General features: G+C 36.1%; 23 protein-coding genes. 6 read left to right on the top strand and 17 right to left on the bottom strand.

The annotated features are described in order from the left end of the window. Positions 1 to 1,497: 1,497 nt before the first annotated feature. The 4 genes from BLV64_RS00285 to BLV64_RS00270 all read right to left on the bottom strand — a co-directional run bounded on the left by BLV64_RS00285 (position 1,498) and on the right by BLV64_RS00270 (position 6,544). Complete coding sequence (locus BLV64_RS00285) at positions 1,498 to 2,271, bottom strand: O-methyltransferase (RefSeq protein ID WP_092130986.1); 774 nt, start codon at positions 2,269 to 2,271, stop codon at positions 1,498 to 1,500. A 25-nt stretch (positions 2,272 to 2,296) separates the two neighbouring features. After that, positions 2,297 to 4,165 carry an ABC-F family ATP-binding cassette domain-containing protein gene (locus tag BLV64_RS00280; RefSeq protein WP_092130984.1) on the bottom strand — a complete coding sequence of 623 codons (1,869 nt, stop codon included), beginning with the start codon at positions 4,163 to 4,165 and terminating at the stop codon, positions 2,297 to 2,299. Positions 4,166 to 4,292: 127 nt separating this feature from the next. Continuing rightward, a complete protein-coding gene (locus BLV64_RS00275) occupies positions 4,293 to 5,462 on the bottom strand; it encodes a lipoprotein N-acyltransferase Lnb domain-containing protein (protein ID WP_092130982.1) in 1,170 nt (389 codons plus the stop codon). Positions 5,463 to 5,479: 17 nt separating this feature from the next. After that, positions 5,480 to 6,544: a putative type IX sorting system protein PorV2 gene (locus BLV64_RS00270; RefSeq protein WP_317042091.1), complete on the bottom strand. Its 1,065-nt coding sequence runs from the start codon at positions 6,542 to 6,544 to the stop codon at positions 5,480 to 5,482. A gap of 129 nt (positions 6,545 to 6,673) precedes the next feature. Between BLV64_RS00270 and BLV64_RS00265 the strand changes: the two genes are divergently transcribed. Together BLV64_RS00265 and BLV64_RS00260 are read left to right on the top strand one after the other, a co-directional pair. Further along, complete coding sequence (locus BLV64_RS00265; RefSeq protein WP_092130980.1) at positions 6,674 to 7,420, top strand: CDP-alcohol phosphatidyltransferase family protein; 747 nt, start codon at positions 6,674 to 6,676, stop codon at positions 7,418 to 7,420. A gap of 59 nt (positions 7,421 to 7,479) precedes the next feature. Further along, positions 7,480 to 8,358, top strand: coding sequence for a DUF808 domain-containing protein (locus BLV64_RS00260; protein ID WP_092130978.1), 879 nt, complete (start codon positions 7,480 to 7,482; stop codon positions 8,356 to 8,358). Positions 8,359 to 8,949: 591 nt separating this feature from the next. Here BLV64_RS00260 and lptB read toward each other — a convergent pair. The 4 genes from lptB to BLV64_RS00235 all read right to left on the bottom strand — a co-directional run bounded on the left by lptB (position 8,950) and on the right by BLV64_RS00235 (position 11,898). Beyond that, positions 8,950 to 9,690 carry an LPS export ABC transporter ATP-binding protein gene (gene lptB, locus BLV64_RS00250; protein WP_092130974.1) on the bottom strand — a complete coding sequence of 247 codons (741 nt, stop codon included), beginning with the start codon at positions 9,688 to 9,690 and terminating at the stop codon, positions 8,950 to 8,952. A 75-nt stretch (positions 9,691 to 9,765) separates the two neighbouring features. Further along, positions 9,766 to 10,113, bottom strand: a complete 348-nt coding sequence (locus BLV64_RS00245; RefSeq protein ID WP_092130972.1) for a carboxymuconolactone decarboxylase family protein — start codon at positions 10,111 to 10,113, stop codon at positions 9,766 to 9,768. Next, positions 10,097 to 10,933 carry a twin-arginine translocase subunit TatC gene (tatC, locus tag BLV64_RS00240; protein ID WP_092130971.1) on the bottom strand — a complete coding sequence of 279 codons (837 nt, stop codon included), beginning with the start codon at positions 10,931 to 10,933 and terminating at the stop codon, positions 10,097 to 10,099. Before tatC ends, BLV64_RS00245 begins: the two co-directional genes overlap by 17 nt. Next, complete coding sequence (locus tag BLV64_RS00235; protein WP_092131359.1) at positions 10,933 to 11,898, bottom strand: KpsF/GutQ family sugar-phosphate isomerase; 966 nt, start codon at positions 11,896 to 11,898, stop codon at positions 10,933 to 10,935. Before BLV64_RS00235 ends, tatC begins: the two co-directional genes overlap by 1 nt. 216 nt (positions 11,899 to 12,114) lie before the next feature. Between BLV64_RS00235 and BLV64_RS00230 the strand changes: the two genes are divergently transcribed. The 3 genes from BLV64_RS00230 to BLV64_RS00220 all read left to right on the top strand — a co-directional run bounded on the left by BLV64_RS00230 (position 12,115) and on the right by BLV64_RS00220 (position 16,146). Then, on the top strand, positions 12,115 to 14,307 hold the full coding sequence (locus tag BLV64_RS00230) for a RecQ family ATP-dependent DNA helicase (RefSeq protein ID WP_092130969.1): 2,193 nt from the start codon (positions 12,115 to 12,117) through the stop codon (positions 14,305 to 14,307). 129 nt (positions 14,308 to 14,436) lie between these two features. Beyond that, positions 14,437 to 15,369, top strand: a complete 933-nt coding sequence (locus BLV64_RS00225) for a peptidylprolyl isomerase (protein WP_092130967.1) — start codon at positions 14,437 to 14,439, stop codon at positions 15,367 to 15,369. Positions 15,370 to 15,462: 93 nt separating this feature from the next. Beyond that, a complete protein-coding gene (locus BLV64_RS00220; protein ID WP_092130965.1) occupies positions 15,463 to 16,146 on the top strand; it encodes a tetratricopeptide repeat protein in 684 nt (227 codons plus the stop codon). A gap of 39 nt (positions 16,147 to 16,185) precedes the next feature. Here BLV64_RS00220 and arsB read toward each other — a convergent pair whose 3' ends face one another. The 8 genes from arsB to BLV64_RS00180 form a co-directional block, all read right to left on the bottom strand. Next, on the bottom strand, positions 16,186 to 17,235 hold the full coding sequence (arsB, locus tag BLV64_RS00215; protein ID WP_092130963.1) for an ACR3 family arsenite efflux transporter: 1,050 nt from the start codon (positions 17,233 to 17,235) through the stop codon (positions 16,186 to 16,188). Positions 17,236 to 17,238: 3 nt separating this feature from the next. Next, entirely contained in the window at positions 17,239 to 17,859 is a 621-nt protein-coding gene (locus BLV64_RS00210; protein ID WP_092130961.1) for an arsenate-mycothiol transferase ArsC, read from the bottom strand. Positions 17,860 to 17,872: 13 nt separating this feature from the next. Then, the gene (locus BLV64_RS00205) at positions 17,873 to 18,340 is read right to left on the bottom strand and encodes a DUF6428 family protein (RefSeq protein ID WP_092130959.1); all 468 of its coding nucleotides are present in this window, start codon (positions 18,338 to 18,340) and stop codon (positions 17,873 to 17,875) included. A gap of 44 nt (positions 18,341 to 18,384) precedes the next feature. Beyond that, the gene (locus BLV64_RS00200; protein WP_092130958.1) at positions 18,385 to 18,717 is read right to left on the bottom strand and encodes an ArsR/SmtB family transcription factor; all 333 of its coding nucleotides are present in this window, start codon (positions 18,715 to 18,717) and stop codon (positions 18,385 to 18,387) included. 173 nt (positions 18,718 to 18,890) lie between these two features. Beyond that, positions 18,891 to 19,988 (bottom strand): transporter substrate-binding domain-containing protein, encoded by a 1,098-nt coding sequence (locus BLV64_RS00195; RefSeq protein WP_092130956.1) that lies wholly within the window; start codon positions 19,986 to 19,988, stop codon positions 18,891 to 18,893. Between the two features lie 188 nt (positions 19,989 to 20,176). After that, positions 20,177 to 21,292: a DUF2914 domain-containing protein gene (locus BLV64_RS00190; protein WP_092130954.1), complete on the bottom strand. Its 1,116-nt coding sequence runs from the start codon at positions 21,290 to 21,292 to the stop codon at positions 20,177 to 20,179. Positions 21,293 to 21,416: 124 nt separating this feature from the next. After that, positions 21,417 to 21,743 (bottom strand): DMT family transporter, encoded by a 327-nt coding sequence (locus tag BLV64_RS00185; protein ID WP_092130952.1) that lies wholly within the window; start codon positions 21,741 to 21,743, stop codon positions 21,417 to 21,419. 154 nt (positions 21,744 to 21,897) lie between these two features. Next, the gene (locus BLV64_RS00180) at positions 21,898 to 22,221 is read right to left on the bottom strand and encodes a hypothetical protein (RefSeq protein ID WP_092130950.1); all 324 of its coding nucleotides are present in this window, start codon (positions 22,219 to 22,221) and stop codon (positions 21,898 to 21,900) included. Between the two features lie 73 nt (positions 22,222 to 22,294). Here BLV64_RS00180 and BLV64_RS00175 point away from each other — a divergent pair, with 73 nt between their 5' ends. Next, on the top strand, positions 22,295 to 22,630 hold the full coding sequence (locus BLV64_RS00175) for a tRNA-binding protein (RefSeq protein WP_092130948.1): 336 nt from the start codon (positions 22,295 to 22,297) through the stop codon (positions 22,628 to 22,630). A gap of 80 nt (positions 22,631 to 22,710) precedes the next feature. On the opposite strand, the gene BLV64_RS00170 is transcribed toward BLV64_RS00175, so the two are convergent. Beyond that, entirely contained in the window at positions 22,711 to 23,118 is a 408-nt protein-coding gene (locus BLV64_RS00170) for a PUR family DNA/RNA-binding protein (RefSeq protein WP_092130946.1), read from the bottom strand. Positions 23,119 to 23,152 lie beyond the last annotated feature (34 nt).

Below are 23,152 nucleotides of genomic sequence, written 5' to 3'. Positions count from 1 at the left end.
TCCAAAGAAGCCTGAGGTTGGAAGCTGGAAACTGGAAACTGGAGGGTAGAATTTGGAAGTCTTAGTTACGCGATGAGCCATTATTTGTCATTGACTGCGTCGAATCTTCGATTTCTGAGCATAGCGAAGAATCTTACGCTACATGTGTCCTCGATCAAAATGGACCTTATAACTTCAATTCTTGTAAAGATTCTTCAGTCGTACCTCTTTCAGAATGACAAAAATTAATCTTTTTGATTATCATGATTATCATGATAATCAAGGTTAGGGTTTAAAGAAACATGGAATGATAGGTTTTAATCACAACTAGTAGTTCCAAAAGGAAGCCTTCGGCCTATCGAATATATATCGTAAAATTTGAAATGAAGGCAGCGTTAAAAAATTTAGGCTGTTTGAGCTTGTGATAAGCATGACGTGAATGCGGATTCCACCAGCGAGTTCCTAAGTTTTAGCTGTCGAATGATAAAATTTAGGTATAGTTTCGTCAGCCTAGATGTTTTTGGTTCGTTTTTTTGGCGATGAAAAAAATGAACAAAGTAACAAAAGAAACTTTTTGATTGAATTTAAGTATAGGTTCTTCAGGCGTAAAAAGCGGTTAGTAGCCAGTAATTAGTAAATAGTTTAATTTTGGTTCACTTGATGTATAGAACCTCCATGTCACTTTGAGTGATTCCAAAGAAGCTTGAGGGTAGAAGCTGGAGGGTAGAATTTGGAAGTCTTAGTTACGCGATGAGCCATTATTTGTCATTGACTGCGTCGAATCTTCGATTTCTGAGCATAGCGAAGAATCTTGAGCTACATGTGTCCTCGATCACACCCGGGCATAAAACTTCAATTCTTGTAAAGATTCTTCAGTCGTACCTCTTTCAGGATGACAAGAAGGAAGTGATTTCGTACAAAAGGTTCTCGATACAACGCTCCTATGTCGCGCCACTCGAACTGACAGGGTTCGTAGGGGTTAGTCATTAGGGAATTGGGATTAGGTTTTAATTCCGGGTCACTTGATGCATAGAGCCTCTATGTCACTTTGAGAGGTTGAGGGTAGAAGCTAGAGGTTGGAAGCTGGAAACTGGAAGCTAGAGGGTAGAATTTGGAAGTCTTAGTTACGCGATGAGCCATTCTTTGTCATTGACTGCGTCGAATCTTCGATTTCTGAGCATAGCGAGGAATCTTACGCTACATGTGTCCTCGATCAAAATGGACCTTATAACTTCAATTCTTGTAAAGATTCTTTAGTCGTACCTCTTTCAGAATGACATCTATTTCGTTTAATCTATGATTATGTAAATCACCTGAAGTCTTGATTATTGAAATTGTTCTCGATACATTTTATGTTCCATTGCATTGCACGTAAAACACTCGAACTGACAATGAGGAAAACGAGGTCACTTCGAGTGATTCCGGAGCATGAGGAATTGTATCGAGAAGCAATTTTACTCTGTGTAAGTTCTCGATTCAAAATCTTTTAGTTGCGCCATTCTTTTAAAAAGTATAGACTTAAAATCGGATTTTAAAATGTTCTTTGACTTGCTCTTTGCGGAAGAACACAATACCCCAAAAGAAGAGGTCAACGGTTACCGTTACTTGAGGATGTTGTTTAATGTATTCCCAGGCCTCTGTCATACCCCGAGACCAATAAATATCATCAAAAATAAAAACCGAATCGTTATGTGTGTTAACAACAAGGCTTTCAAAATAAGCTATAGTCGCTTCTTTTTCATGATGACCATCAAAAAACACCAAATCGTAAGGCCTTGTGTTTTGTTTTTGTAATACGGATCTGAAATCACCTGTAATAACTGTGGTATTAGCTACATTGTTTTGTTTTAAACTTTGTTTTGCAAATTCAGCAGTATTCGGGCAGCCTTCAATTGTAGTAATCTGTGCTTTGGGATTTCCTAGATGCATAGCATGGGGCGCTGTACCCAAAGAGGTGCCGAGTTCTAAAAGCTCCTCCATGTTAAAATAACGCGTCATTCGATACATTAATTTAGCGCGTTTTAACGGGGTGCCCGCTTTTTTAGCCATAGCACCAACACGTCTTGTTTTGGTTTTCATTACGCGAGAACCCGCACCAAAGTCGCTAACCTCTAACGTCTCTTTGGAAGACGATAACTGTTTGCGATAGTGTTTTAAAGCGGTATAAGCGCTATAACGCGTGTTGTCGTACACGCATTTGGTGATAAAATTATAGACAAATGGCGAGTGTACGCCGTGCTGATTTGAGGCTTTTGTTAAAAACTTAAAATAGGCTAGAATACTGTACCACATTAGTATAACGAATTGATAAAAGAAATTAGCCTTCTAGTTTTTCGGAGAGTTCTAGCCAACGCATTTCTTTTTCTTCAAGAGCATCAATAATCTTCTGAAGTTTTAACGACAGTTCGTTAATTTCTTCTGTGCTGAGGTCAGGGTTTAAAAACTTCTTTTCAAACTCTTTCTTGTCGTATTCTAAACTGCTGATTTTACTCTCAAGGTTTTTGTACTCCTTTTGCTCGTTGTAACTCAATTTTACGGTTGACTCTTTCTTCCAGTTTTTCTTTTCTTTTTTACTATCGTCCTCATCAGCCTCTACAACAACATCCTTACTGTCGTCATAAACTCTAAAGTCGGTGTAGTTTCCAGGGAAGTTTTCGATAAGCCCTTCACCTCTAAATACAAAAAGGTGATCGACAATCTTATCCATAAAGTAACGGTCGTGAGACACAACAATTAAGCAACCAGGGAAATCCAATAAAAACTGTTCTAAAACATTAAGCGTTACGATATCTAAATCGTTAGTCGGCTCATCCAAAATCAAAAAGTTAGGATTCTGAATTAATACAGTACATAGATATAAACGTTTGCGTTCACCACCACTTAGTTTTTCGACAAAATCATATTGTTTTTTTCTGTCGAATAAAAAGCGTTCTAAAAGTTGCTGAGCACTAATTTGGCGTCCTTTTTTTAATGGGATATAATCACCAAACTCACGAACCACATCAATAACTTTTTGATCTGGTTTTACTTTTATTCCTTTTTGGGTGTAGTAACCAAATTTTACGGTTTCACCAATGGTTATTGTTCCCGCATCAGGCTCTTCTCTTTGGGTTAAGATATTCAGGAACGTCGATTTCCCGGTTCCGTTTTTTCCTATAATCCCAACGCGTTCACCTTTTTGAAAGACATAACTGAATTTATTAAGGATCACTTTGTCATCAAAAGCTTTTGATACTTTATGAAACTCAAGGATTTTACTCCCCAAGCGCTCCATATTCAGTTCCAACTGGACTTCATGGTCTTGGCGACGCTGCTGTGCGCGGTGTTTAATATCGGCGAAATCGTCAATTCTAGATTTTGATTTCGTAGTTCGGGCTTTCGGTTGCTTACGCATCCACCCCAATTCTTTTTTATACAATTGTTTGGCTTTGCCAGTTTCTACTTCATCTTGCTCTATTCGCGCTTCCTTTTTCTCAAGGTAATACGAGTAGTTTCCTTTGTAAGAATACAGTTTTCCGTGGTCTAATTCTATAATCTCATTACACACACGCTCCAGGAAATACCTATCGTGAGTCACCATAAATAAGGTGATGTTTTCCTTAGCAAAAAACTCTTCTAACCACTCAATCATTTCTAAATCTAAATGGTTGGTAGGCTCATCTAAAATTAATAAATCAGGTTTATTAATTAAGGCATTGGCTAGCGATAGACGCTTTTTTTGTCCCCCAGACAGTGCGCTTACTTTTTGATCTAATTTATCTAATTTAAGCTTTGATAAAATTTGCTTGTATTGCGTTTCGAAATCCCAAGCATTATTAATATCCATTTGCTCGAAAGCTCTTTGGTAAAGCTCTTCATCTTCAGGGTTTAGTAAGGCTTTTTCGTAATTTTTAATGACATCCAATATTGGATTGTCAGAATTGAAAATTGTAGCCTCCACGGTTAAATTTTCATCCAAATGGGGTTCTTGAGGGAGGAAAGAGACTTTAATGTTTTTTCTAAATATCACCTGACCTGCATCGGGGGAGTCTAACTGTGCTAAAATATTTAAAATAGAGGTCTTTCCTGTTCCGTTTTTCGCAACGAAAGCTATCTTTTGATCTTTATGTACACTAAACGAAAGGTCTTCAAAAAGGGTGAGTTCACCATAAGACTTCGCTATATTTTCTACCGTTAAATAATTCAATGTATTGTTTTTATGCAAATAACGGCTAAATATCCAAAAAATCCGATAGAAGTTTTGTTATTCGTACTGAAGACCTATAATTATGGAAATGACCGTTTCTGTAAATTTGTCCAAATTAGAAAATAATTTATTCTTTTATCGTTTTGTAATAGCGGATGAGGTACATGTAGCGAACCACCAACGCTATTAATAACGGTACTAATACCGGGGCAAATCGTTGCACACCAATACTCCAATGTAAGGTCAATAAACACAACATGACAACCAGTAATTTTAGGTAACCAATAAACCACTGCTTAGGGATTCTTTTTAAAAGCTGTAGTGTGCAAAACAAACTTAATGGAAAGGCCCATAATAGGTTGTAATTATTAGCCGTTGCCGTGTGGTCGGTAGCAAACCATAAAAAGCAAAGTAAAACACCTATAAGCCCAGTAATGTTAAATAGGATAAGGTCTAATACTTTAGATCGGGAATTGGTTTTAAAATCACGGTAGGTTATAAATAAGATGAGAAGACTTAGTATAGAAAATACAAACAACGGACGCGTTAAAAAAGCGCTAGAGTGGTCCTTGTCTCTTTTTTTATAGATGATATGCGATTCCTTAACTAAAGGGGCTCCGGTGGTTTTAAAGGTGGTTTCTTCAAAGAATTCGAAGATGTATTCCGGTAAAAACATATATTCTCTAGGCGTGGCCTTGGTATCGATTACCGAGCCTAAGGCAACATCAATCCCAAAACTTCCCCAAGAATTCCATTCTAGGTTGTTTTGAATTAACGTTCTGAAGGTTTCTCCTTTGTAGGATGCTGGTGTAGTGTATTTTAAATTACCATCCCATGCTTTTTCTGAAACATCGCGAATTCTAGTGGCGCAATTATCAAAAAAGAAATCGTAAGCATAGTACTTGTTTTCAGGCTTTAGATTATAAATTAAATAATTATACAACTCTATTTTTTGAGCCGGTGTGATATTTAAAATCTGCTCTTTTATCGTCCGGTTTTGCCAAATATAGACGTCTTTAAAACGCTTATAACTACTCGCACCCATATAATAATCGAGCTTCCCTTTAGCAAAATTTAAATAGAAATTTGGTGCATCAAAATCAAACATACCGTAGTTATAAACCTCGTCAGAAAACGATGTTTTTATACGAAAAGCACTGTGTCCAAAAGCATCATTTAAGGATGTTCCTGGGCCAATAGTTAGCACGCTAAATTGTGCGTTTTCTATTATCGGAGAGTTTTGAGCGGTAGTAACGGCACTCATAAAAAGTGCGCATATAAGAAGTAGTTTTTTCATAGGTTGCAAAAGAACATCTATCTAAAAATGCTGAAATCTAATTTAAGTGAAAAGACGTTAGAATATAAGGCGACACTCTGGTCACCAATATCAGTAAACGCGTAATCGACATGAATGCCATTGTATTTAAACCCTAAACCAAAGCTTGGTTGAAAGCTTAACGATTCACTATTGTCTATTTGTAATTCATTTTGAAAATTTCCGACACCACCACGAAGATATATCATATCGATATAGCCGAATTCAAATCCTAAAGCAGGATTTATACTAGCAAAAGAGGTGGAGATAATATCATTGTTTTGTGCGAATCGCATGTTTAAATCCAACTCAGCACGTAAGGTATAATCGTAATGAAAAGTATAAGTTTTAGCAACGCCAAGTTGTAATTTCGGAATTGTTATCTCTGTTGTTTCTGGTAGCTCTTGGTTCTGACCTTCAACAGCATTTTGAACACGCTCGAAAGCCTCCTCGTCGTAACTCCACGAATTAAAAGTTGTTGTAATATCTCTTGCCATCACACCAAATTCCCAATTGTTATCCGTTTTAAACTGAATAGCAGCATCGAAACCAAACCCCCATGAGTTGGCGAAGTCACCAATAATACGTCGAATCACTTTAGCGTTTACTCCATAATTTAAGCCTTGAACCGGTAGTTTTCTGGCATAAGAAAAGGTTAACCCATAATCGGCAGTAGAGAATAAACTGATACGGTCGTAATTCACATTACCCTGGTCGTCTATAAGTTGTGTGGTATCTAAAATATCATCGACAGCAAATCGGATTAATGAGATTCCGAAGGCACTTCTGTCATCTAAAGGCATCGCAAAAGCAGCATAATCGTAATTGGCTATATTAGCAAAGTAACTGGAGTGCATTAATGCCAATTGCCTATCTTCTAGGTTAACTAGTCCTGCAGGATTCCAATATCCCGCGTTAACATCTTTTGTGCTTGCAGTAACAGCATTACTCATTCCAAGAGCAGCCGCGTCGACACCGATATTCATAAATTCATTAGAATATTTGGTTTGAGCATAGGTTGCCAAGGTCACTGTTATAAAAACAAGTGTAATAAATGCTTTCAATTGCGAAATTTTTTACAAAGATGCTATAATTTTTCTATATATTAAACTTGAAAGCGCATAGTATATTGTATAAACCCTTTTTTTACGCGTTTACTTTATTATTTTTACAAAAAAATAAACATCATCTGTATGGCTATAAAGTCTTTTATTCCAAATTTCGTGACTCTTCTTAATTTATTATGCGGAAGTATCGCCGTTTTATTCGCGGTTAATAATTTATTTGTTGCTGCCGCAGTATTTGTGTTTTTGGGAATTTTCTTTGATTTTTTCGACGGATTATTAGCGCGGAAACTCAATGTGCAAAGTGAAATAGGCTTGCAGTTAGATTCCTTAGCCGATATGGTAACTAGCGGATTGGTTCCAGGGATTGTGATGTTTAAACTGATAAGCCTGAGTATCGATGATTCGGCATTCCTAACAGGGTCTACAGATTGGAATTCTATGTTACACCTAGGTGATTTTAAATTTGCTCCTATCGCCCTAATTGGGTTTTTAGTGACTTTGGGTTCTGCTTATCGCTTGGCAAAATTTAATGTAGATGAAGAGCAACAGTCTTATTTTAAAGGCTTACCAACTCCGGCAAATGCCCTGCTGATTCTTTCGCTGCCTTTAATCATGGAGTTTCAAAATAATGATCTTATAAATAGTATCATTTTAAATACTTGGTTCTTAATACCGTTAGCTATTGCAAGCTGTTATATTTTAAATGCACCGGTGAAATTATTCGCCCTAAAATTTAAAGATTGGAGTTTTAAAAACAATGCCATCCGATATCTGTTTATTTTATTATGTGTGGTGTTATTGATAGTGCTTCAGTTTGCAGCTATCCCTTTAATAATACTATTATATATTTTAATGTCTTTGTTTTCCAAATAGAGATTTTAAAAGATCAATAACAAACCTCAAAACATTACAATAAACTAGACTTAAATTTTATGGCTTCAGGATTTTTTGCATTATTAGACGATATCGCAGCATTAATGGACGATGTTGTGGTGATGAGTAAAATTACAACTAAAAAAACCGCTGGGATCTTAGGTGATGATTTAGCAGTAAATGCCGAAAAAGCTTCAGGATTTGTTTCGTCTAGGGAGCTACCCGTTTTATGGGCAATTACCAAAGGATCCTTTATTAATAAGTTGATTATTTTACCGGTCGCCTTTTTATTGAGTGCCTTTTTACCGGTTGCCGTTACCGTTATTTTGGTATTAGGAGGGTTTTATCTCGCCTATGAAGGTGCTGAAAAAATCTACGAATACCTCGTGCCACACGCTCATGAAAAAACAGCGCAACTTAAAGAAGAGCTGACAGAAGAAGAGGTTCTTGAAGCTGAAAAAAGTAAAATTAAATCGGCAATTTTAACCGATTTTATCCTGTCGGTAGAGATCGTAATTATTGCTTTAGGAACCGTTGTAGGACGCGATCTTTTGTTTCAAGTTTTGGTAGTGTCTATAGTCGCTATTATAGCGACCATTGGGGTGTATGGTATCGTTGCTTTAATTGTAAGAATGGATGATTTCGGTTTGAAATTAATCGCATTAAGTGATGATGGTAAAGGGGTTTTAGCGTCTATTGGACGTTTTTTTGTAAATGCCTTACCGTGGGTGATTAAAAGCTTAGGGGTAATTGGTACGATAGCTTTACTATTAGTCGCTGGAGGGATATTTGTTCATAACATAGAGTTTCTACATCACTTTTTAGAAACTATACCAGGAATGCTTCGTGATTTTATCGTCGGTCTAGCTTTTGGAGCGCTTGTATTGGGCCTTGTAGTAGGTGTGAAGTGGATTGTTTCGAAAGTGAAAAAAGCCTAAGTAAGAGCTGCTATAGATATTAAATAGATGTTCAGTTGTTGAACTTAATGAGTCTTCGGGATATTAGACTTTTCATCTAATAGCTTCAAAAATTCAGCTAATACCAATTCAGTGTCGGCTGATTTAGTAAATAAAATCTTAAGTATGGCAAAGTAGCCAATGCCACCCAATTCAGTGAGATGGTATCTCTTAAAAATACGTGTAGAATTCGTTTTAAAAAGATAAAAAGGTCTTTGTTGGATTTCAAATACTTTTAAACCTGTAATAGATTCATACTCGGTTTTTTTATTATCAAAATAGACCGCATTTTTTGTGAACTCTACCTTTTTCAAGGAAATGAATAAAACAAAAGTAAGTAAAGCGATTGTCCAAACCCCATAATCCCAAAAGCGGCTTAAATTAAAATATTAGGTAATTATGTATACTATAAGTAGTAGCATCCATGATAGGAAGTATTTTCTAAAGGCAATGTTTGATGAAATGGTTTTGCGTTGTTCCATTTACAAGATTGCTAACGTGTAGCAGGTTGAATGTTAAGTGTACGGCTTCACTCAGAACTAAAACTGCGTACTACTAATTTATAGAAGTCTATTAGTCGCGAATTTTCTTTTTACGGAGTTCGAAATTCTGTCCTAAGTACACTTTACGAACCATTTCATCATTAGCTAATTCTTCAGGCTCTCCAGCTTTTAAGATGCTTCCTTCAAACATTAAATAGGTGCGATCGGTAATCGCTAAAGTTTCTTGCACGTTGTGATCGGTAATTAATATACCAATGTTTTTCTTTGTAAGCTGTGCAATAATACGCTGGATATCTTCAACTGCAACAGGGTCAACCCCTGCAAAAGGCTCATCGAGTAATATAAAATTAGGATCGGTAGCAAGTGCTCTGGCGATCTCCGTTCTTCGGCGTTCCCCTCCCGATAATAAGTCTCCTCTATTTTTACGAATATGACCTAAACTGAACTCTTCAATAAGCGACTCCATTTTATGTAGTTGCTCTTTTTTACTCAGCTTAGTCATTTGAAGCACACTCAAAATATTATCCTCAATACTAAGCTTTCTAAAAACAGAAGCTTCTTGAGCTAAGTATCCAATACCGTGTTGTGCACGTTTGTACATCGGGTAATTGGTGATATTTGTACCTTCCAAATGGATACTTCCTCCATTCGGTTTTATTAAGCCGACAATCATATAAAACGAGGTTGTTTTTCCAGCACCATTAGGTCCTAGTAAACCAACAATCTCTCCAGTATTCACTTCTAGAGATACGTCTTTTACAACTTTTCGTCCGTTGTAGGACTTCATTAAATTTTCGGCTTTAAGCTTCATAAGGTTTGAGTATAAGTGCTAAAAATAGTAAATTCAAAATAAAACAAGAATCACTAGTGACTAATTATGCAAAGTTTAACGCTGTGCTTCTAAGGCATCCCAAAATTCGTAAGCACGGCGTAAATGAGGAATAACGATAGTTCCACCTACTAAAGTAGCAATACTTAAGGTTTCTACAACCTTTTCCTTAGATAAACCGGCTTTGTAACACGCTTCTAAGTGGTACTTTATGCAATCGTCACAACGCAATACTGTAGAGGCTACCAAGCCTAATAATTCTTTGGTTTGCACATCTAAGGCCCCTTCAGAAAACGCGTTAGTATCTAAATTAAAAATACGTTTGATAACTTTGTTGTTATCGGCTAGAATCTTATCGTTCATTTTAGAACGGTAGTCATTGAATTCACTAACTAGGTCTGACATCTTTCTTGATTTTACGTTCTTCTTTGCGCAACACAAATTTTGAAATATAAATACTTATCTCATATAAGATAAGAATAGGAATAGCTACAATAATCTGACTAGCGACGTCTGGAGGTGTGATTACTGCAGACAAAATAAGGACAATTACTAAAGCATACTTTCTGTATTTTCTTAGGAATTCTGGAGTTACTAAGCCTACCTTAGTTAAGAAATAAATAATGATGGGAAGCTCAAAAATTAATCCAGAGGCTATAACCGACGCTCGCAATAAGCCAATATAGCTACTAATATCAAAATTGTTTTCCACCTGCGCACTCACCTGATAGGTTCCTAAAAAGTTTATTGATAGTGGAGTTATAATATAGTACCCAAAAAGAACACCTAAAAAGAATAAAAATGAGGATACGATGATAAAACCACGTGAGTGTTTACGTTCTCCAGATTTCATTCCTGGGCTTATAAAAAGCCATAATTGATAAATAACGTAAGGAAAGGCTACAATAAAACCAGCATAGATAGAGGTCCATATATGTGCAGAGAATTGCCCAGCCATCGTTCTACTTTGAATAATAAATGGTAGTTCTTCTCCACAAAAGGTGGACTCCTCAATACCGACAAAATTTGCCATACTACATAACCATTCGTAAGTGGGGAATGACATTTTACTTGGGCCAAAAATAACCACATTAAAAATGAAGGATTTAAAAACAAAGGCTACCGCCCCGCAAATGATAATAGCGACACAGATTCGAATTAAATGCCATCTTAGATCCTCTAAATGATCTAAAAATGACATACTGTTTACATCTCTTTTTGCCATTATATTATACCTTCTTTAATTAAATCATGTAAATGAACAACACCAGCATAGACACCATTATGTTCTACTAATAACTGAGAAATACCATAGGTTTCCATAAGGTCCATTGCGTCGACAGCCATTGCTTCTTCGGCGATGCATTTCGGATTGGCGCTCATAATATCTTTTGCGGTTAACTTCGTAAAGTCATCCACTTTGGTAAGCATACGTCTTAAATCACCATCGGTAATAATTCCAACAATCTTGTCTTGGTCTACAACCGCAGTAACCCCTAACATTTTTTCAGAAATCTCAATAATTACTTGTTTAACGTTAGTGTCTAAGTTGACTTTCGGTTTTTGGTTGGCCGACGATAAATCGTGTACTCTTAAATATAGTTTTTTACCCAAAGCGCCTCCAGGGTGGTACTTTGCAAAATCTTTGCTTGAAAAACCGCGAAGTTCCAACAAACAGACTGCTAGAGCGTCACCCATTACCAATTGAGCAGTAGTGCTAGTTGTTGGTGCTAGGTTATTAGGACACGCTTCCTTTTCTACAAAGGCGTTTAAAATGTAATCTGCTTGCTTGCCTAAAAAAGAATCTTTATTTCCCGTTATAGCAATCATCTTATTGTTTGCATTTTTTATTAAGGGAACTAAAACCTTGATTTCTGGAGTGTTTCCACTTTTAGAAATACAAATAACCACATCGTCTTTTAGGATTAAACCCAAGTCTCCATGAATGGCATCGGCGGCATGCATAAAAACTGCAGGTGTACCTGTAGAATTTAAAGTCGCTACAATTTTTGTGGCAATTATAGCACTTTTACCAATTCCTGTAATAATTACCCTACCTTTGGAGTTGTATATTAATTCAACAGCATCAGCAAAATCAGAATCGATTAAATGTGCTAAGTTTTCAATAGATTTGCTTTCTATTGCGATCGTTTCTTTTGCTAATTTTATAATGTTGTCTTTAGTATTCAAAATAATCAAATTTTATAGATGATGCTTTTAAAAGATTTTGTTATCTTTAAAATATTATGCAATATGAATAATTTGTAATATCTCTTATTCGCAGCAAATTTAGCGAAAAAATAAAAAGGAAAGATTATTAAAGAGCGTTAAATATTAGTGATTATTTTTTTGAAAATTGTATAGTTTAAAAAGTGTAAATAATAATTAAAACCAATTAAGTTACTAGTGAAAAGTGAATTGCATTCAGCACTAAAAACATATTTTGGCTTCAGTGAATTTAAAGGATTACAAGAAGCTGTTATCAAAAGTATTTTAGCAAAGGAAAGCACCTTTGTTATTATGCCTACGGGTGGCGGTAAGTCCTTATGTTATCAACTACCAGCATTAATGCAAGAGGGAACGGCAATTGTTGTCTCGCCTTTAATCGCACTAATGAAAAATCAGGTGGATGCCATTCGTGGTGTTTCTGATGAACATGGTGTTGCACACGTATTAAATTCCTCATTAAATAAAACTGAAGTTAAACAAGTAAAGCAAGATATTACCAATGGTATAACGAAGCTTTTATATGTTGCCCCGGAGTCCCTTACCAAAGAAGAGAATGTAGAATTTTTGCGCAGTGTAAAAATTTCTTTTATGGCTGTAGACGAAGCCCATTGTATCAGTGAGTGGGGACATGATTTTAGACCAGAATATAGAAATTTAAAACAGATTATAGAACGTATTGGCGACAATATCCCTATTATAGGATTAACGGCTACGGCAACTCCAAAAGTTCAAGAGGACATCTTGAAAAACTTAGGGATGTCTAATGCGCGTACCTTTAAAGCATCTTTTAACCGCCCGAATCTATACTACGAAATACGCCCAAAAACTAAAAATGTCGATGCCGATATTATCCGATTTGTTAAGCAAAATGAAGGTAAGACAGGTATTATTTACTGTTTAAGTCGTAAACGTGTAGAGGAACTAGCCCAAGTGTTACAGGTTAACGGAGTAAAAGCTTTACCCTATCATGCGGGGTTAGATGCTAAAACCCGTGTAAAACATCAAGATATGTTCTTAATGGAGGATATTGATGTGGTTGTTGCTACCATTGCATTTGGAATGGGAATCGATAAACCCGATGTGCGCTTTGTAATCCATCATGATATTCCAAAAAGTATTGAAAGCTATTACCAAGAAACCGGTCGTGCAGGTCGCGATGGTGGAGAAGGGCATTGCTTAGCTTTCTATAGTTATAAAGACATCGAGAAGTTAGAGAAATTCATGTCTGGGAAACCCGTTGCTGAACAAGAAATTGGTCAGGCACTGCTTCAGGAAGTAGTAGCTTTTGCTGAGACTTCAATATCTAGGCGTAAATTTATTTTACACTATTTTGGTGAAGAATTCGATAATGAAACCGGAGAGGGTGGAGACTTAGACGATAATATGCGTTACCCTAAAAAGCAACATGAAGCGCAGGATAATGTGAAGTTGCTATTGGAGATTGTTAAAAAAACAATGGAGAAGTACAAGTCTAAAGACTTGGTAAACGTTATTATCGGTAAGGAAAATGCCTTAATAAAATCTCATAAAACCGAAACAAAACCCTTTTTTGGTACCGGTAAACATAAGGAAAACACCTATTGGATGGCATTAATACGTCAGGTATTAGTATCAGGATATCTTAAAAAAGATATCGAAACGTATGGTGTGATTAAGATTACAAAATCAGGCTTAGATTTTATTAAAAATCCTACGTCATTTATGATGACTGAGGATCACTCTTTTAATGAAACGCACGACGATAGTATTGTTGCCGCTTCAAAAGGTAGTGGAGCTGTTGTAGATAAGGAGTTAATGGCGATGTTAAAAAGCCTTCGTAAAACAAATGCGAAAAAATTAGGCGTACCGCCATTTGTGATTTTTCAAGATCCGTCCCTAGAAGATATGGCTTTGAAATACCCTATTACGACAGCAGAACTTAGTAATGTTCACGGTGTAGGTGAAGGGAAAGCCAAGAAATATGGTAAGGATTTTGTTGCCCTTATAGCGCGTTATGTAGAAGATAATGATGTTGTAAGACCTGATGATCTGGTAGTGAAATCTACGGGAACAAATTCAGGGCTTAAATTATATATTATTCAGAATGTGGACCGAAAACTACCTCTTACCGATATCTCTTCGGCAAAAGGTATGGAGATGCCAGCTTTTATTAAAGAAATGGAAGCGATTGTATTCTCAGGTACAAAACTGAATATTGATTACTGGATAGACGATATTTTAGATGAAGACCAACAGGAAGAGCTTCATGATTATTTTATGGAGTCGGAAACTGATAAAATAGATGTCGCTATCGATGAGTTCGATGGTGAATACGATGACGAAGAGCTTCGGCTTTATCGTATCAAATTTATGAGTGAAGTCGCTAACTAAAACACAATCAGCCTAAAATAATCTTTTTTTAGGCTGATTTTTATTTAAGCCCATTTTAAAAAGATGTGAAATGATAAAACGTAATTCGTAAAACCTTAGTATCTTTGCCACTCATAAAAAAATAAGACAATGCAAGACGGTTTATACGCAAAATTTAACACGAACAAAGGTGTTATTTTAGTGAATTTAGAATTTGAAAAAACACCAGGAACAGTAGGTAACTTTGTTGCTTTAGCAGAGGGTAATATGGAAAACACTGCAAAACCACAGGGTACTCCTTATTACGACGGATTAAAATTCCACAGAGTAATTCCTGATTTTATGATTCAAGGGGGATGTCCTCAAGGAACAGGAACTGGAAACCCAGGGTATAAATTTGACGATGAGTTTCATCCAGAATTAAAACACGACGGACCAGGAGTTTTATCTATGGCTAATGCAGGACCAGGAACAAATGGTAGTCAGTTTTTTATTACACATGTTGCTACCGATTGGTTAGATGGTAATCATACTGTATTTGGAAAAGTTATTGAAGGACAAGATATTGTTGATGCCATTGCTCAAGGTGATAGCATTGAAACCTTAGAAATAGTTAGAGTGGGTGAGGCTGCCGAAAATTTTAATGCTATTGAAGCGTTTAGAACTTTCGAAGGGGCTCGTGAGGCGCGTATCGCTGAAGAGCGTGCAGCAAAAGCAGCAGAATTAGAGAAGTATGCTAAAGGTTTTGAAACTACTGAAAGTGGATTGCGTTACCAAATCATTCAAAAAGGAAACGGAGCAAAAGCAGAAAAAGGAAAAACAGTATCTGTTCACTATAAGGGGACTTTAACTGATGGGACCGTTTTCGATTCGTCTTACAAACGTAATTCTCCTATAGATTTCGCTTTAGGTATGGGACAAGTTATCGCAGGATGGGATGAAGGTGTAAGCCTTTTAAATGTTGGAGATAAAGCGCGTTTCGTTATTCCTAGTGATTTAGGATATGGTGCTCGTGGTGCAGGGGGAGTTATTCCACCAGATGCTACTTTAATTTTCGATGTAGAACTTATGGCTGTTAAATAATCCATACGTAACAAAAATACAATTTAAACGTCTCATAGCTATGAGGCGTTTTTTTATACCCTTATTTTACATACTATTAAATCCCTGTTTCAGATGAAATATTTGTATTTTCTTTTATTTACCGTCATCGTATGTAGTTGTTCTGATAAACCTGTTTTTTCTGAAACCTTTCAGCAGCAAACTACAGGGCATTATTTATTTCATCCCGATGCCGAAATCGATGTGCATTATGATAACAATAAACTCTTAATAGATTGGGTAGGTGTGAAAGATATAGAGCCCTTACTTTTAGATAACGAGACCTTTTACATAAAGGAAATGAATAAAAAAATGCGATTTGTTCAAAACCCTTCAGACGGTCTATACTACTTGTCGGAGGTAATGGGTGATGAGTCCGTGACTTACGATTATAGAAAGCAACCGGATTCTATACGCGTGCCGAGTTATTATTTGCATAGGAAAGCGTATGACAAGGCATTAAAAGGGTATCTAGAGCTGCAAAGTAAAGATTCGTCTTTAGCTCTTATTGAAGAAGTAAAGTTTAACAGGTTTGGATATAATAAGTTGAGTAGCAAAGCCTATGAAGAGGCTATAGCTATTTTTAAAATTAATGTGGCTTTGTATCCTAAAAGCGCTAATGTGTATGATAGTTTAGCTGATGCTTATTTGCGAAGTGGTGATAGTTTGCAAGCCTATAATAACTACTCCAAATCCCTAGCTTTAGAAAGTGCAAACCCACGTGCTCAACGGTATATAAAAGCTTATAACAACGAGTAATAAGCCTTTTCATTAAACATGTGGGTTTGAGTATTTGTATTAGTTTGTAATGTTTACAAAGTATTTTTTACGCAACCAGAAAGACACGCGCACTAGGAGAATGAGGGCGGGAACTTCAATTAGTGGTCCGATAACACCCGCAAAGGCTTGATCCGATTGGAGTCCGAAAACGGCAATAGCAACAGCAATAGCCAGTTCAAAATTATTACCAGCAGCCGTAAATGCTACAGCAGTTGTTTTATCGTAGTCCGCACCACTATCTTTAGTCATAAAAAAACCGATAGCAAACATGATGGTAAAGTAAAGCATTAATGGAATAGCGATGATAACCACATCAAACGGAATCTCCACAATGAGCTCTCCTTTTAACGAGAACATAATCACAATAGTAAAAAGTAAGGCCACTAAGGTTAAGGGAGATATTTTGGGTATAAAGACCGTATTATACCATTCTACCCCTTTTTGTTTTACCAATACATAGCGACTCACAATTCCTAATAAAAAGGGTAAGCCTAGATAAATAGCCACACTTTCGGCAATAGTAGCAATTGAAATATCTACAATAGCCCCTTCAAAACCAAAGTAAGGCGGTAGCACGGTAATAAATAACCAGGCATAAAAACTATAGGCAAAGACTTGAAAAATACTGTTTAATGCGACTAAACCAGCTCCGTATTCACTGCTTCCTTCAGCGAGATCATTCCAAACCAATACCATGGCAATACAGCGTGCCAAGCCAATAAGAATCAAACCAACCAGATAACCAGGGTGGTCTTGAAGAAATACTAATGCTAGAATAAACATAAGTATAGGGCCAATCACCCAATTTAAAACTAGGGAAATGGATAGTATTTTTGTGTTTTTAAAGACTTTAGGTAATAAAGCATAATTTACTTTTGCTAGTGGCGGATACATCATTAAGATCAATCCAATGGCAATAGGAATATTTGTCGACCCACTACTTAAACCATTTACAAACACAGGAAATTTAGGAAAAAAATAACCTAAAGCTACGCCTAGTCCCATAGCAATAAGGATCCATACCGTGAGGTTGCGATCTAAAAGATTTAATTTTTTTGGTGTGCTCATCGTTTAAGGCTTAAGCTTTGAAAAGATATAATGTAATTGGTTTGCTATTTGTAAACTGGTATTCTGATAAGCTTCTTGTGCTTTTGAGGTATTGTCGAAGGCCTTAGGATCGTCGAATGTAAAAGCAAAACGACGCTCGGCACCAGCTATAAACGGGCAGCCTTCATCGGCATGTGAGCAGGTCATAATAGCAATAAAATCTGTTTTCGGATTAAAAGAGTGATCAATGGTTTTAGAAAAACCAATGATTGGTGGTGTATTACTGCCGTATTTTATGCTGTAAATAGGGTTTTTGCCATCGGAGAGCGTTGTGATTTGAAAGCCTTTGTCTTCTAGGGTTTTGAGTACCGAAGGAAATAGAGCGGTGGCCTCTGTGCCGGCAGAATAACAACTCACATTAGGAATACCAAAATAATACGCTAAGGTCTGTCCCCAGATTTGTGCAAAATGACTACGACGCGAGTTGTGCGTGCAAATAAAATTAAGCCTAATTGCTTCCTTCTGCGTTAGTTTTTGCTGAAGATCTTGAATTATAGGGTTTAATAATTTTTTACGGTCGTCCGTAATAGTAGTGTCATCAAAATCTATGATGTGTTTGTCTAACTCGGGAAAAAGTGATTTCATACGCTTAAAGGGATTAACAACAACCTGATCCAGGCTCACATGAATTCCCCGTTTGTAGGTCGGCGAAATTTAATTTCTGTTTAGGCTCTGGAATACCACAGTTGTCTTTTGCTAAACAATCGGTAGCTGTAGAGGTTAAAATAAACTGAGTGCCATTGAATTCTAAGCCAAATTTTTCTATCGTTTGCCCTTGGTATTCTACCTCAATAGGAAGGTCTTTTAGGTTTAAGGTCTTTTCAGATAATTCTATGATATTCACTAATTTTTCTGGGTGTAAACGGTGATCGTAATCATCGGCATTCCATAACTGAAAGTTAATTACCTCCTCATGTCTTACGGTTCCTCCGCAATCGATAAAATCTTTTGTGATTTTACCCACTTCTGTTACATGAAAGTGAGGCGGTACTAAAGTACCATTAGGTAGTTGAAAAGTGATGCTTTTAACCGCTTTTAAAACGGCTTTAATTTCTGATAATGTCATATGTCAATCGTATTAAATAGTTATATGTTGTGTGTTTTCTTTGTTTAACAACAGGTTGTAGATTCTGCATAATCTTGATCTAAAAAGGTCTGCATAATGCTTTTCATTTTTAACCAGTTGTCTTTATCAATGCAATAACAAACGCTAGTGCCTTCAATCGTGCCTTTAATTAATTCTAAATTTTTTAATTCTTTTAAATGCTGAGAAATGGTGGGTTGGGCTAAACCGATAACACTAACTAAATCACCACATACACAAGCGTTGATTTTAAAGAGATGTTGTAAAATTGCAACACGAGCAGGGTGACCAAATACTTTGGCAAAGGTTGCGATTTCGTTTTGATCAGATGTAAATATTTCCGACTTAGTAATACCCATAGTTGATTTGTTTATTGCAATATTACGATTAATAGAATTAAAAATAGAGATTTATTTAGAAAAATTTATGGTGGAGTGGATTTTTATGGTGTGAATCTGTTCGGTCTTACTGATGAAATTTGACTCATATAAGGTCGTATTAGGGATTCTTTTATTAAAAAAGGAGATGGTGTTTATTCGTCTTTTTGAATATACAAATGAACAATATTTTCTATTTCTTGATTTTCAGCGAGGGCTAAAAGTGTTCTATTTACACTGTATACTAACTCAGAATCAAAAGGAAAGGCAAACCCGTAACCTTGCTTATAGTATTCAGCCTTGCTAATATATAAGTGTTCGTTAACGCTTTTATTATTTTTTAGGTAGTATAGTAATTGCGGACGGTCGTACACGACAGCGTCGACTTCCTTATTCTGAAGTTTTAACATGGCATCCTCTAAGCTATTAGCTCCTATAGTTTTTATATTGGATTTCGTTAAAAATTGAGCTGACGATGAACCAGAAATAGTCGCTGCTTTATGTCCTGATAGCTGTTCTAAACTTGTTATGGTGGTCGCTCCAATGGAGTTAATAGTTAGGGTACTAGCAATTCCAGCGACCATTGAGGTGGCGAAAATAATAGAAATAATCATCCACGCTCCAGAAATTATTCGCCCTGTTAAAGTTACGGCTGCTTTATCCCCGTAACCAGTGGTGCTCATGGTAACAATAGCTAACCACATTCCGGTACCAATTCCCTTTATAGGATCGTGAGAAAATTGTTCTGGTGACGCTTTGCGTTCTGCTAACCATAATAACGTGCCTACACCTGCTAGAATAATAAGAAAGATTCCAACGGCCATCAGTAATTTTATACTAAATAAAGGTTTCACTTTTTGCCATATACTTTGATTTCCAATTCGTGAAATAATCGATATGCTTGAATTGTAAAAAGGCTGTGAGAATTTAAAATTTTCGACACGTTCGGAGGTGATACTGATAGGACCAACAAGGAGATCAACCTCTTTTTCGTCTAAAGCAATTAGAGCTTTATCAACCGTGTCATAGGACGTGTATTGGCAATGCCACCCTTTTTTTTCTGCAATTCGGTCCCATATCTCAAGGGCGATTCCTTGCGCGTTGCCTTCATAAACAAAAGGTTCATTTCCAGAAACGCCTATGCGAAGTGTATCAGTTATTACGCCTTCTGTTTTGGTTTGTGCACGCAGTATAAGTGTGCTGCTTAACAGTATAAAAATGGCACATATAAATTTTGATATTTGGTGTCGCATAGTGATATTTTAATAGGTGTAAAAAGGAGGGATGTGCTAAGATTTATTGTCGATTCCATTCAAATACGATCTTAGCGCCCTTTTAAAGTTGTAAATTTAATTAAAATAGGACTAAAACCATTGCATAGGGATGCTTTTTAGTCTGTAGTCACAGTCTATCTCGGAAAAGTAGTGTTAGGCTCCCTTAATTAAAATTGCCTTTCTTTCATGCGTTTCGGTTGTAAGTTGGGGTCCGAAATAATTTCGAAATCAATAACTCCGAGGATGAGGCCTTCCTTGGTGGTGACATCAACACGCCATAAGCCAGGCATGACATTGTTTTTAAATGTATAGCCCCGAAATCCATCATCTCGTCCGCCCGTAATATCATAACTTATCGTATCGAGAACCTCCCACGTATCAAGCGTTGTATTGTACCATTTCCAACGGTGAAAAATAGATTTCTCGATTTCGGTAGGTGCAAAAATAGACGTGAAAATATAAACGTTTTCACCTGGGCTATGAATAAACTCTATGCGATGATCTCTCCAAAACACATACCAATCGTCGCGTTCGTAGGTCACTAAATAGCTGTTGTTCACTTTTTTTACTTTATGAGCAACCAATCCTGAATCTAAGGCCAAGGGTACTGGAGGAATAAGGTTGGAGAAATAGAACAAATTAATGGTTCCGTAAATTGCTAAAATAATACCATATAGTTTTCCTAGTCGAACTTCTGAGCGTGTACTGGGACTTTGTTTATGGATAAAGGTTATTAGGGTAAGGGTGATGACTAAACTTAAAAGCCCCGAAAATATAAACACCGGTGTACTCATTTTTTTAATGAAAACGGGTACCATAAAGGTGAAAAAGGTGAAACTGAGAAAGAAATAGATGCTAAATTGCAAGTACTTATTTGAAATCCGTTTTTTTAAGAGTTCATTCGCCATGAGTAAGGCAATAAGAATGACAAAAAATGTGATTGTTTTAGATAAGGAAACACTTCTTGAAAAATAGATAACGTAAGCACTCGATAAACCACCAAAGAAAAACTGGATCGCTAACGGGAAAAAGCGTTGATAACGCTCTAAAAAGGTGTTGTTCCATTTGCCATCATCCGTCAAGTTATATAGATACAGTGTTAACGATAAAAATGTCATGTGTAAACACAGCACGACTAAATCGTAGGTGCGATCGATGCGACCAAGTGTTATAGTATCAAAAATAAAACCACCAATAAAAAATAAAACAAGTAGGTACTTTTGATGTTTAGAAATAAACCGGCTTAATTTATTGTTTCTAATAGTATCTATCATGTTGCTCATAGCTGTTTAGAAAAGATTAAAATAAGATAATTAATAAACATATTAGCATTATATAATGCGGGTTTTTAGTTTCTTACATTCAAAATCATAGCAATTTACCATATTGCATAAAGAGTTCACTGTTTTACTGCGAAACAAATTTTAATCCCACCAACGATATTATAAGTGTTGTTAAAAACAGTAAGCGCCAAAAGTGAGCCGGCTCATTAAAAACAAATATGCCAATAAGTACAGTGCCCACGGCGCCAATACCTGTCCAAACCGCATAAGCCGTTCCAATAGGGAGCTCTCGAGTCACTTTTACTAATAGCGACATGCTAATAATTAAACATACTAAAAAGGCAGTGTACCAAAATAAGGCAGCGTTTCCTGTTGCTGTTTTTGCTTTGCCTAAGCAGGTAGCAAAAGCCACTTCGAATAAGCCAGCGATAATAAGTAGTATCCAATTCATAAGCTAGTATATCAGTAAAAACTGTTAGTTAGTAGTTGGTAAAATTAATTGTTTTATGGGATAATTACATCATAACTAAGACGCTTATATTATATCAAGATTTACTACGTTTAGCTCTGGAATTAATGGGGTTTAAACAGGGGTAATACATTAATCATTTACTAGGTAAGCGCATTACATAATCATAGCTTTCGTTTAAATAATCAACTAGGAGATCGACATCCGAATGCATCGTTTCTGGAATTAAAACATAACCTTTCATTATAGCATTGTACGAGGTGTAGTGTGTGCTACTAAACTGTTTTATGTATTTTTCTTGTGTGGCTTTGTCAAAACGAAATCCGATTTCCCCTGCTTTATTAAGTAATGAAAACATATAGCCGTTGGCCGCAGTGTGTGGCATGGTTTTACCTTTTCTTGTAAAACGCTCACATTTTGAAACGATATTATCGTATAGCTTTAATCGTTCTTGATACATAGACTAGTGTTTTAAGAGGTAAATTCGATTTCTAAGATACATTTTATTTTAAAAATAATAATATATTTACAGTATGAGTACAAGAATTACATTCGACGATTTTACCAAAATAGATTTACGAGTAGGGACTATTATTGCTGTGGCGGACTTCCCGGAGGCACGACGTCCCGCTTATAAATTAACTATAGATTTTGGAGATTTAGGGATTAAAAAATCATCAGCACAAATTACAGAATTGTATACTAAAGAGGATTTAATGCAACGACAAATTGTTGCCGTAGTAAATTTTGAACGTAAGCAAATAGGGAAGTTTATGAGTGAATGTCTTGTTATTGGAGCAGTTAATGCCAAAGAGGTAATTTTGCTACATCCTGAAAACAAGGTTCCCAATGGTAGCATAGTGAGTTAGACCTATTAAAATAGCCTATAAAAAAAAACCGTTAGTCTTAAAAAGAGTAACGGTTTTTTTGTTGTAACATATATACGCAATTATATATCGTCGAAGTCGATATCTGTAAAACGACTTTCAACAGTTGTTGTAGGTTCGTTTTCTGTATCGGTAGTCGTATTTTCTTCACCTTTAGGGATGTCGTATTCTTTCTTAAAATCTTTTTGATGACGCTCGCTAATCACTTCATCTCCTTTTTCAGAAATAACATAATCAGTCATCTCTTTTAAAATAGAATTAAACTCTGTGAAATCCTCTTTGTATAAATAGATTTTGTGTTTTTTGTAGTGAAACGACCCGTCGTCGTTAGTAAATTTTTTACTCTCAGTAATCGTTAAATAATAATCTCCAGCTTTAGTAGATCTTACATCAAAGAAATACGTTCTCCTACCTGCTCTTAATACTTTGGAATAAATCTCTTCCTTCTCCATCATGTCGTTATTGTGCATCCTTTATATATTATTTAATTTATTTGTTTACGTT

Origin of the sequence: Bizionia paragorgiae (assembly GCF_900107625.1) — a bacterium.
Taxonomy (GTDB): Bacteria; Bacteroidota; Bacteroidia; order Flavobacteriales; family Flavobacteriaceae; genus Bizionia; species Bizionia paragorgiae.
Note: the sequence above shows the minus strand (reverse complement) of the source record. Positions and strands in the feature narration are given on the sequence as shown.

Coding starts and splice junctions, on each gene's coding strand:
- BLV64_RS00210 (WP_092130961.1), bottom strand. CDS start 17,859: ATGAAATCACTTTTTCCCGAGTTAGACAAACACATCATAGATTTTGAT.
- BLV64_RS00205 (WP_092130959.1), bottom strand. CDS start 18,340: ATGACATTATCAGAAATTAAAGCCGTTTTAAAAGCGGTTAAAAGCATC.
- tatC (WP_092130971.1), bottom strand. CDS start 10,933: ATGGCAAAAAGAGATGTAAACAGTATGTCATTTTTAGATCATTTAGAG.
- BLV64_RS00195 (WP_092130956.1), bottom strand. CDS start 19,988: ATGCGACACCAAATATCAAAATTTATATGTGCCATTTTTATACTGTTA.
- BLV64_RS00175 (WP_092130948.1), top strand. CDS start 22,295: ATGAGTACAAGAATTACATTCGACGATTTTACCAAAATAGATTTACGA.
- BLV64_RS00265 (WP_092130980.1), top strand. CDS start 6,674: ATGGCTATAAAGTCTTTTATTCCAAATTTCGTGACTCTTCTTAATTTA.
- BLV64_RS00170 (WP_092130946.1), bottom strand. CDS start 23,118: ATGCACAATAACGACATGATGGAGAAGGAAGAGATTTATTCCAAAGTA.
- BLV64_RS00285 (WP_092130986.1), bottom strand. CDS start 2,271: ATGTGGTACAGTATTCTAGCCTATTTTAAGTTTTTAACAAAAGCCTCA.
- BLV64_RS00225 (WP_092130967.1), top strand. CDS start 14,437: ATGCAAGACGGTTTATACGCAAAATTTAACACGAACAAAGGTGTTATT.
- BLV64_RS00180 (WP_092130950.1), bottom strand. CDS start 22,221: ATGTATCAAGAACGATTAAAGCTATACGATAATATCGTTTCAAAATGT.
- BLV64_RS00245 (WP_092130972.1), bottom strand. CDS start 10,113: ATGTCAGACCTAGTTAGTGAATTCAATGACTACCGTTCTAAAATGAAC.
- BLV64_RS00260 (WP_092130978.1), top strand. CDS start 7,480: ATGGCTTCAGGATTTTTTGCATTATTAGACGATATCGCAGCATTAATG.
- BLV64_RS00185 (WP_092130952.1), bottom strand. CDS start 21,743: ATGAATTGGATACTACTTATTATCGCTGGCTTATTCGAAGTGGCTTTT.
- BLV64_RS00220 (WP_092130965.1), top strand. CDS start 15,463: ATGAAATATTTGTATTTTCTTTTATTTACCGTCATCGTATGTAGTTGT.
- arsB (WP_092130963.1), bottom strand. CDS start 17,235: ATGAGCACACCAAAAAAATTAAATCTTTTAGATCGCAACCTCACGGTA.
- BLV64_RS00200 (WP_092130958.1), bottom strand. CDS start 18,717: ATGGGTATTACTAAGTCGGAAATATTTACATCTGATCAAAACGAAATC.
- lptB (WP_092130974.1), bottom strand. CDS start 9,690: ATGAAGCTTAAAGCCGAAAATTTAATGAAGTCCTACAACGGACGAAAA.
- BLV64_RS00190 (WP_092130954.1), bottom strand. CDS start 21,292: ATGAGCAACATGATAGATACTATTAGAAACAATAAATTAAGCCGGTTT.
- BLV64_RS00275 (WP_092130982.1), bottom strand. CDS start 5,462: ATGAAAAAACTACTTCTTATATGCGCACTTTTTATGAGTGCCGTTACT.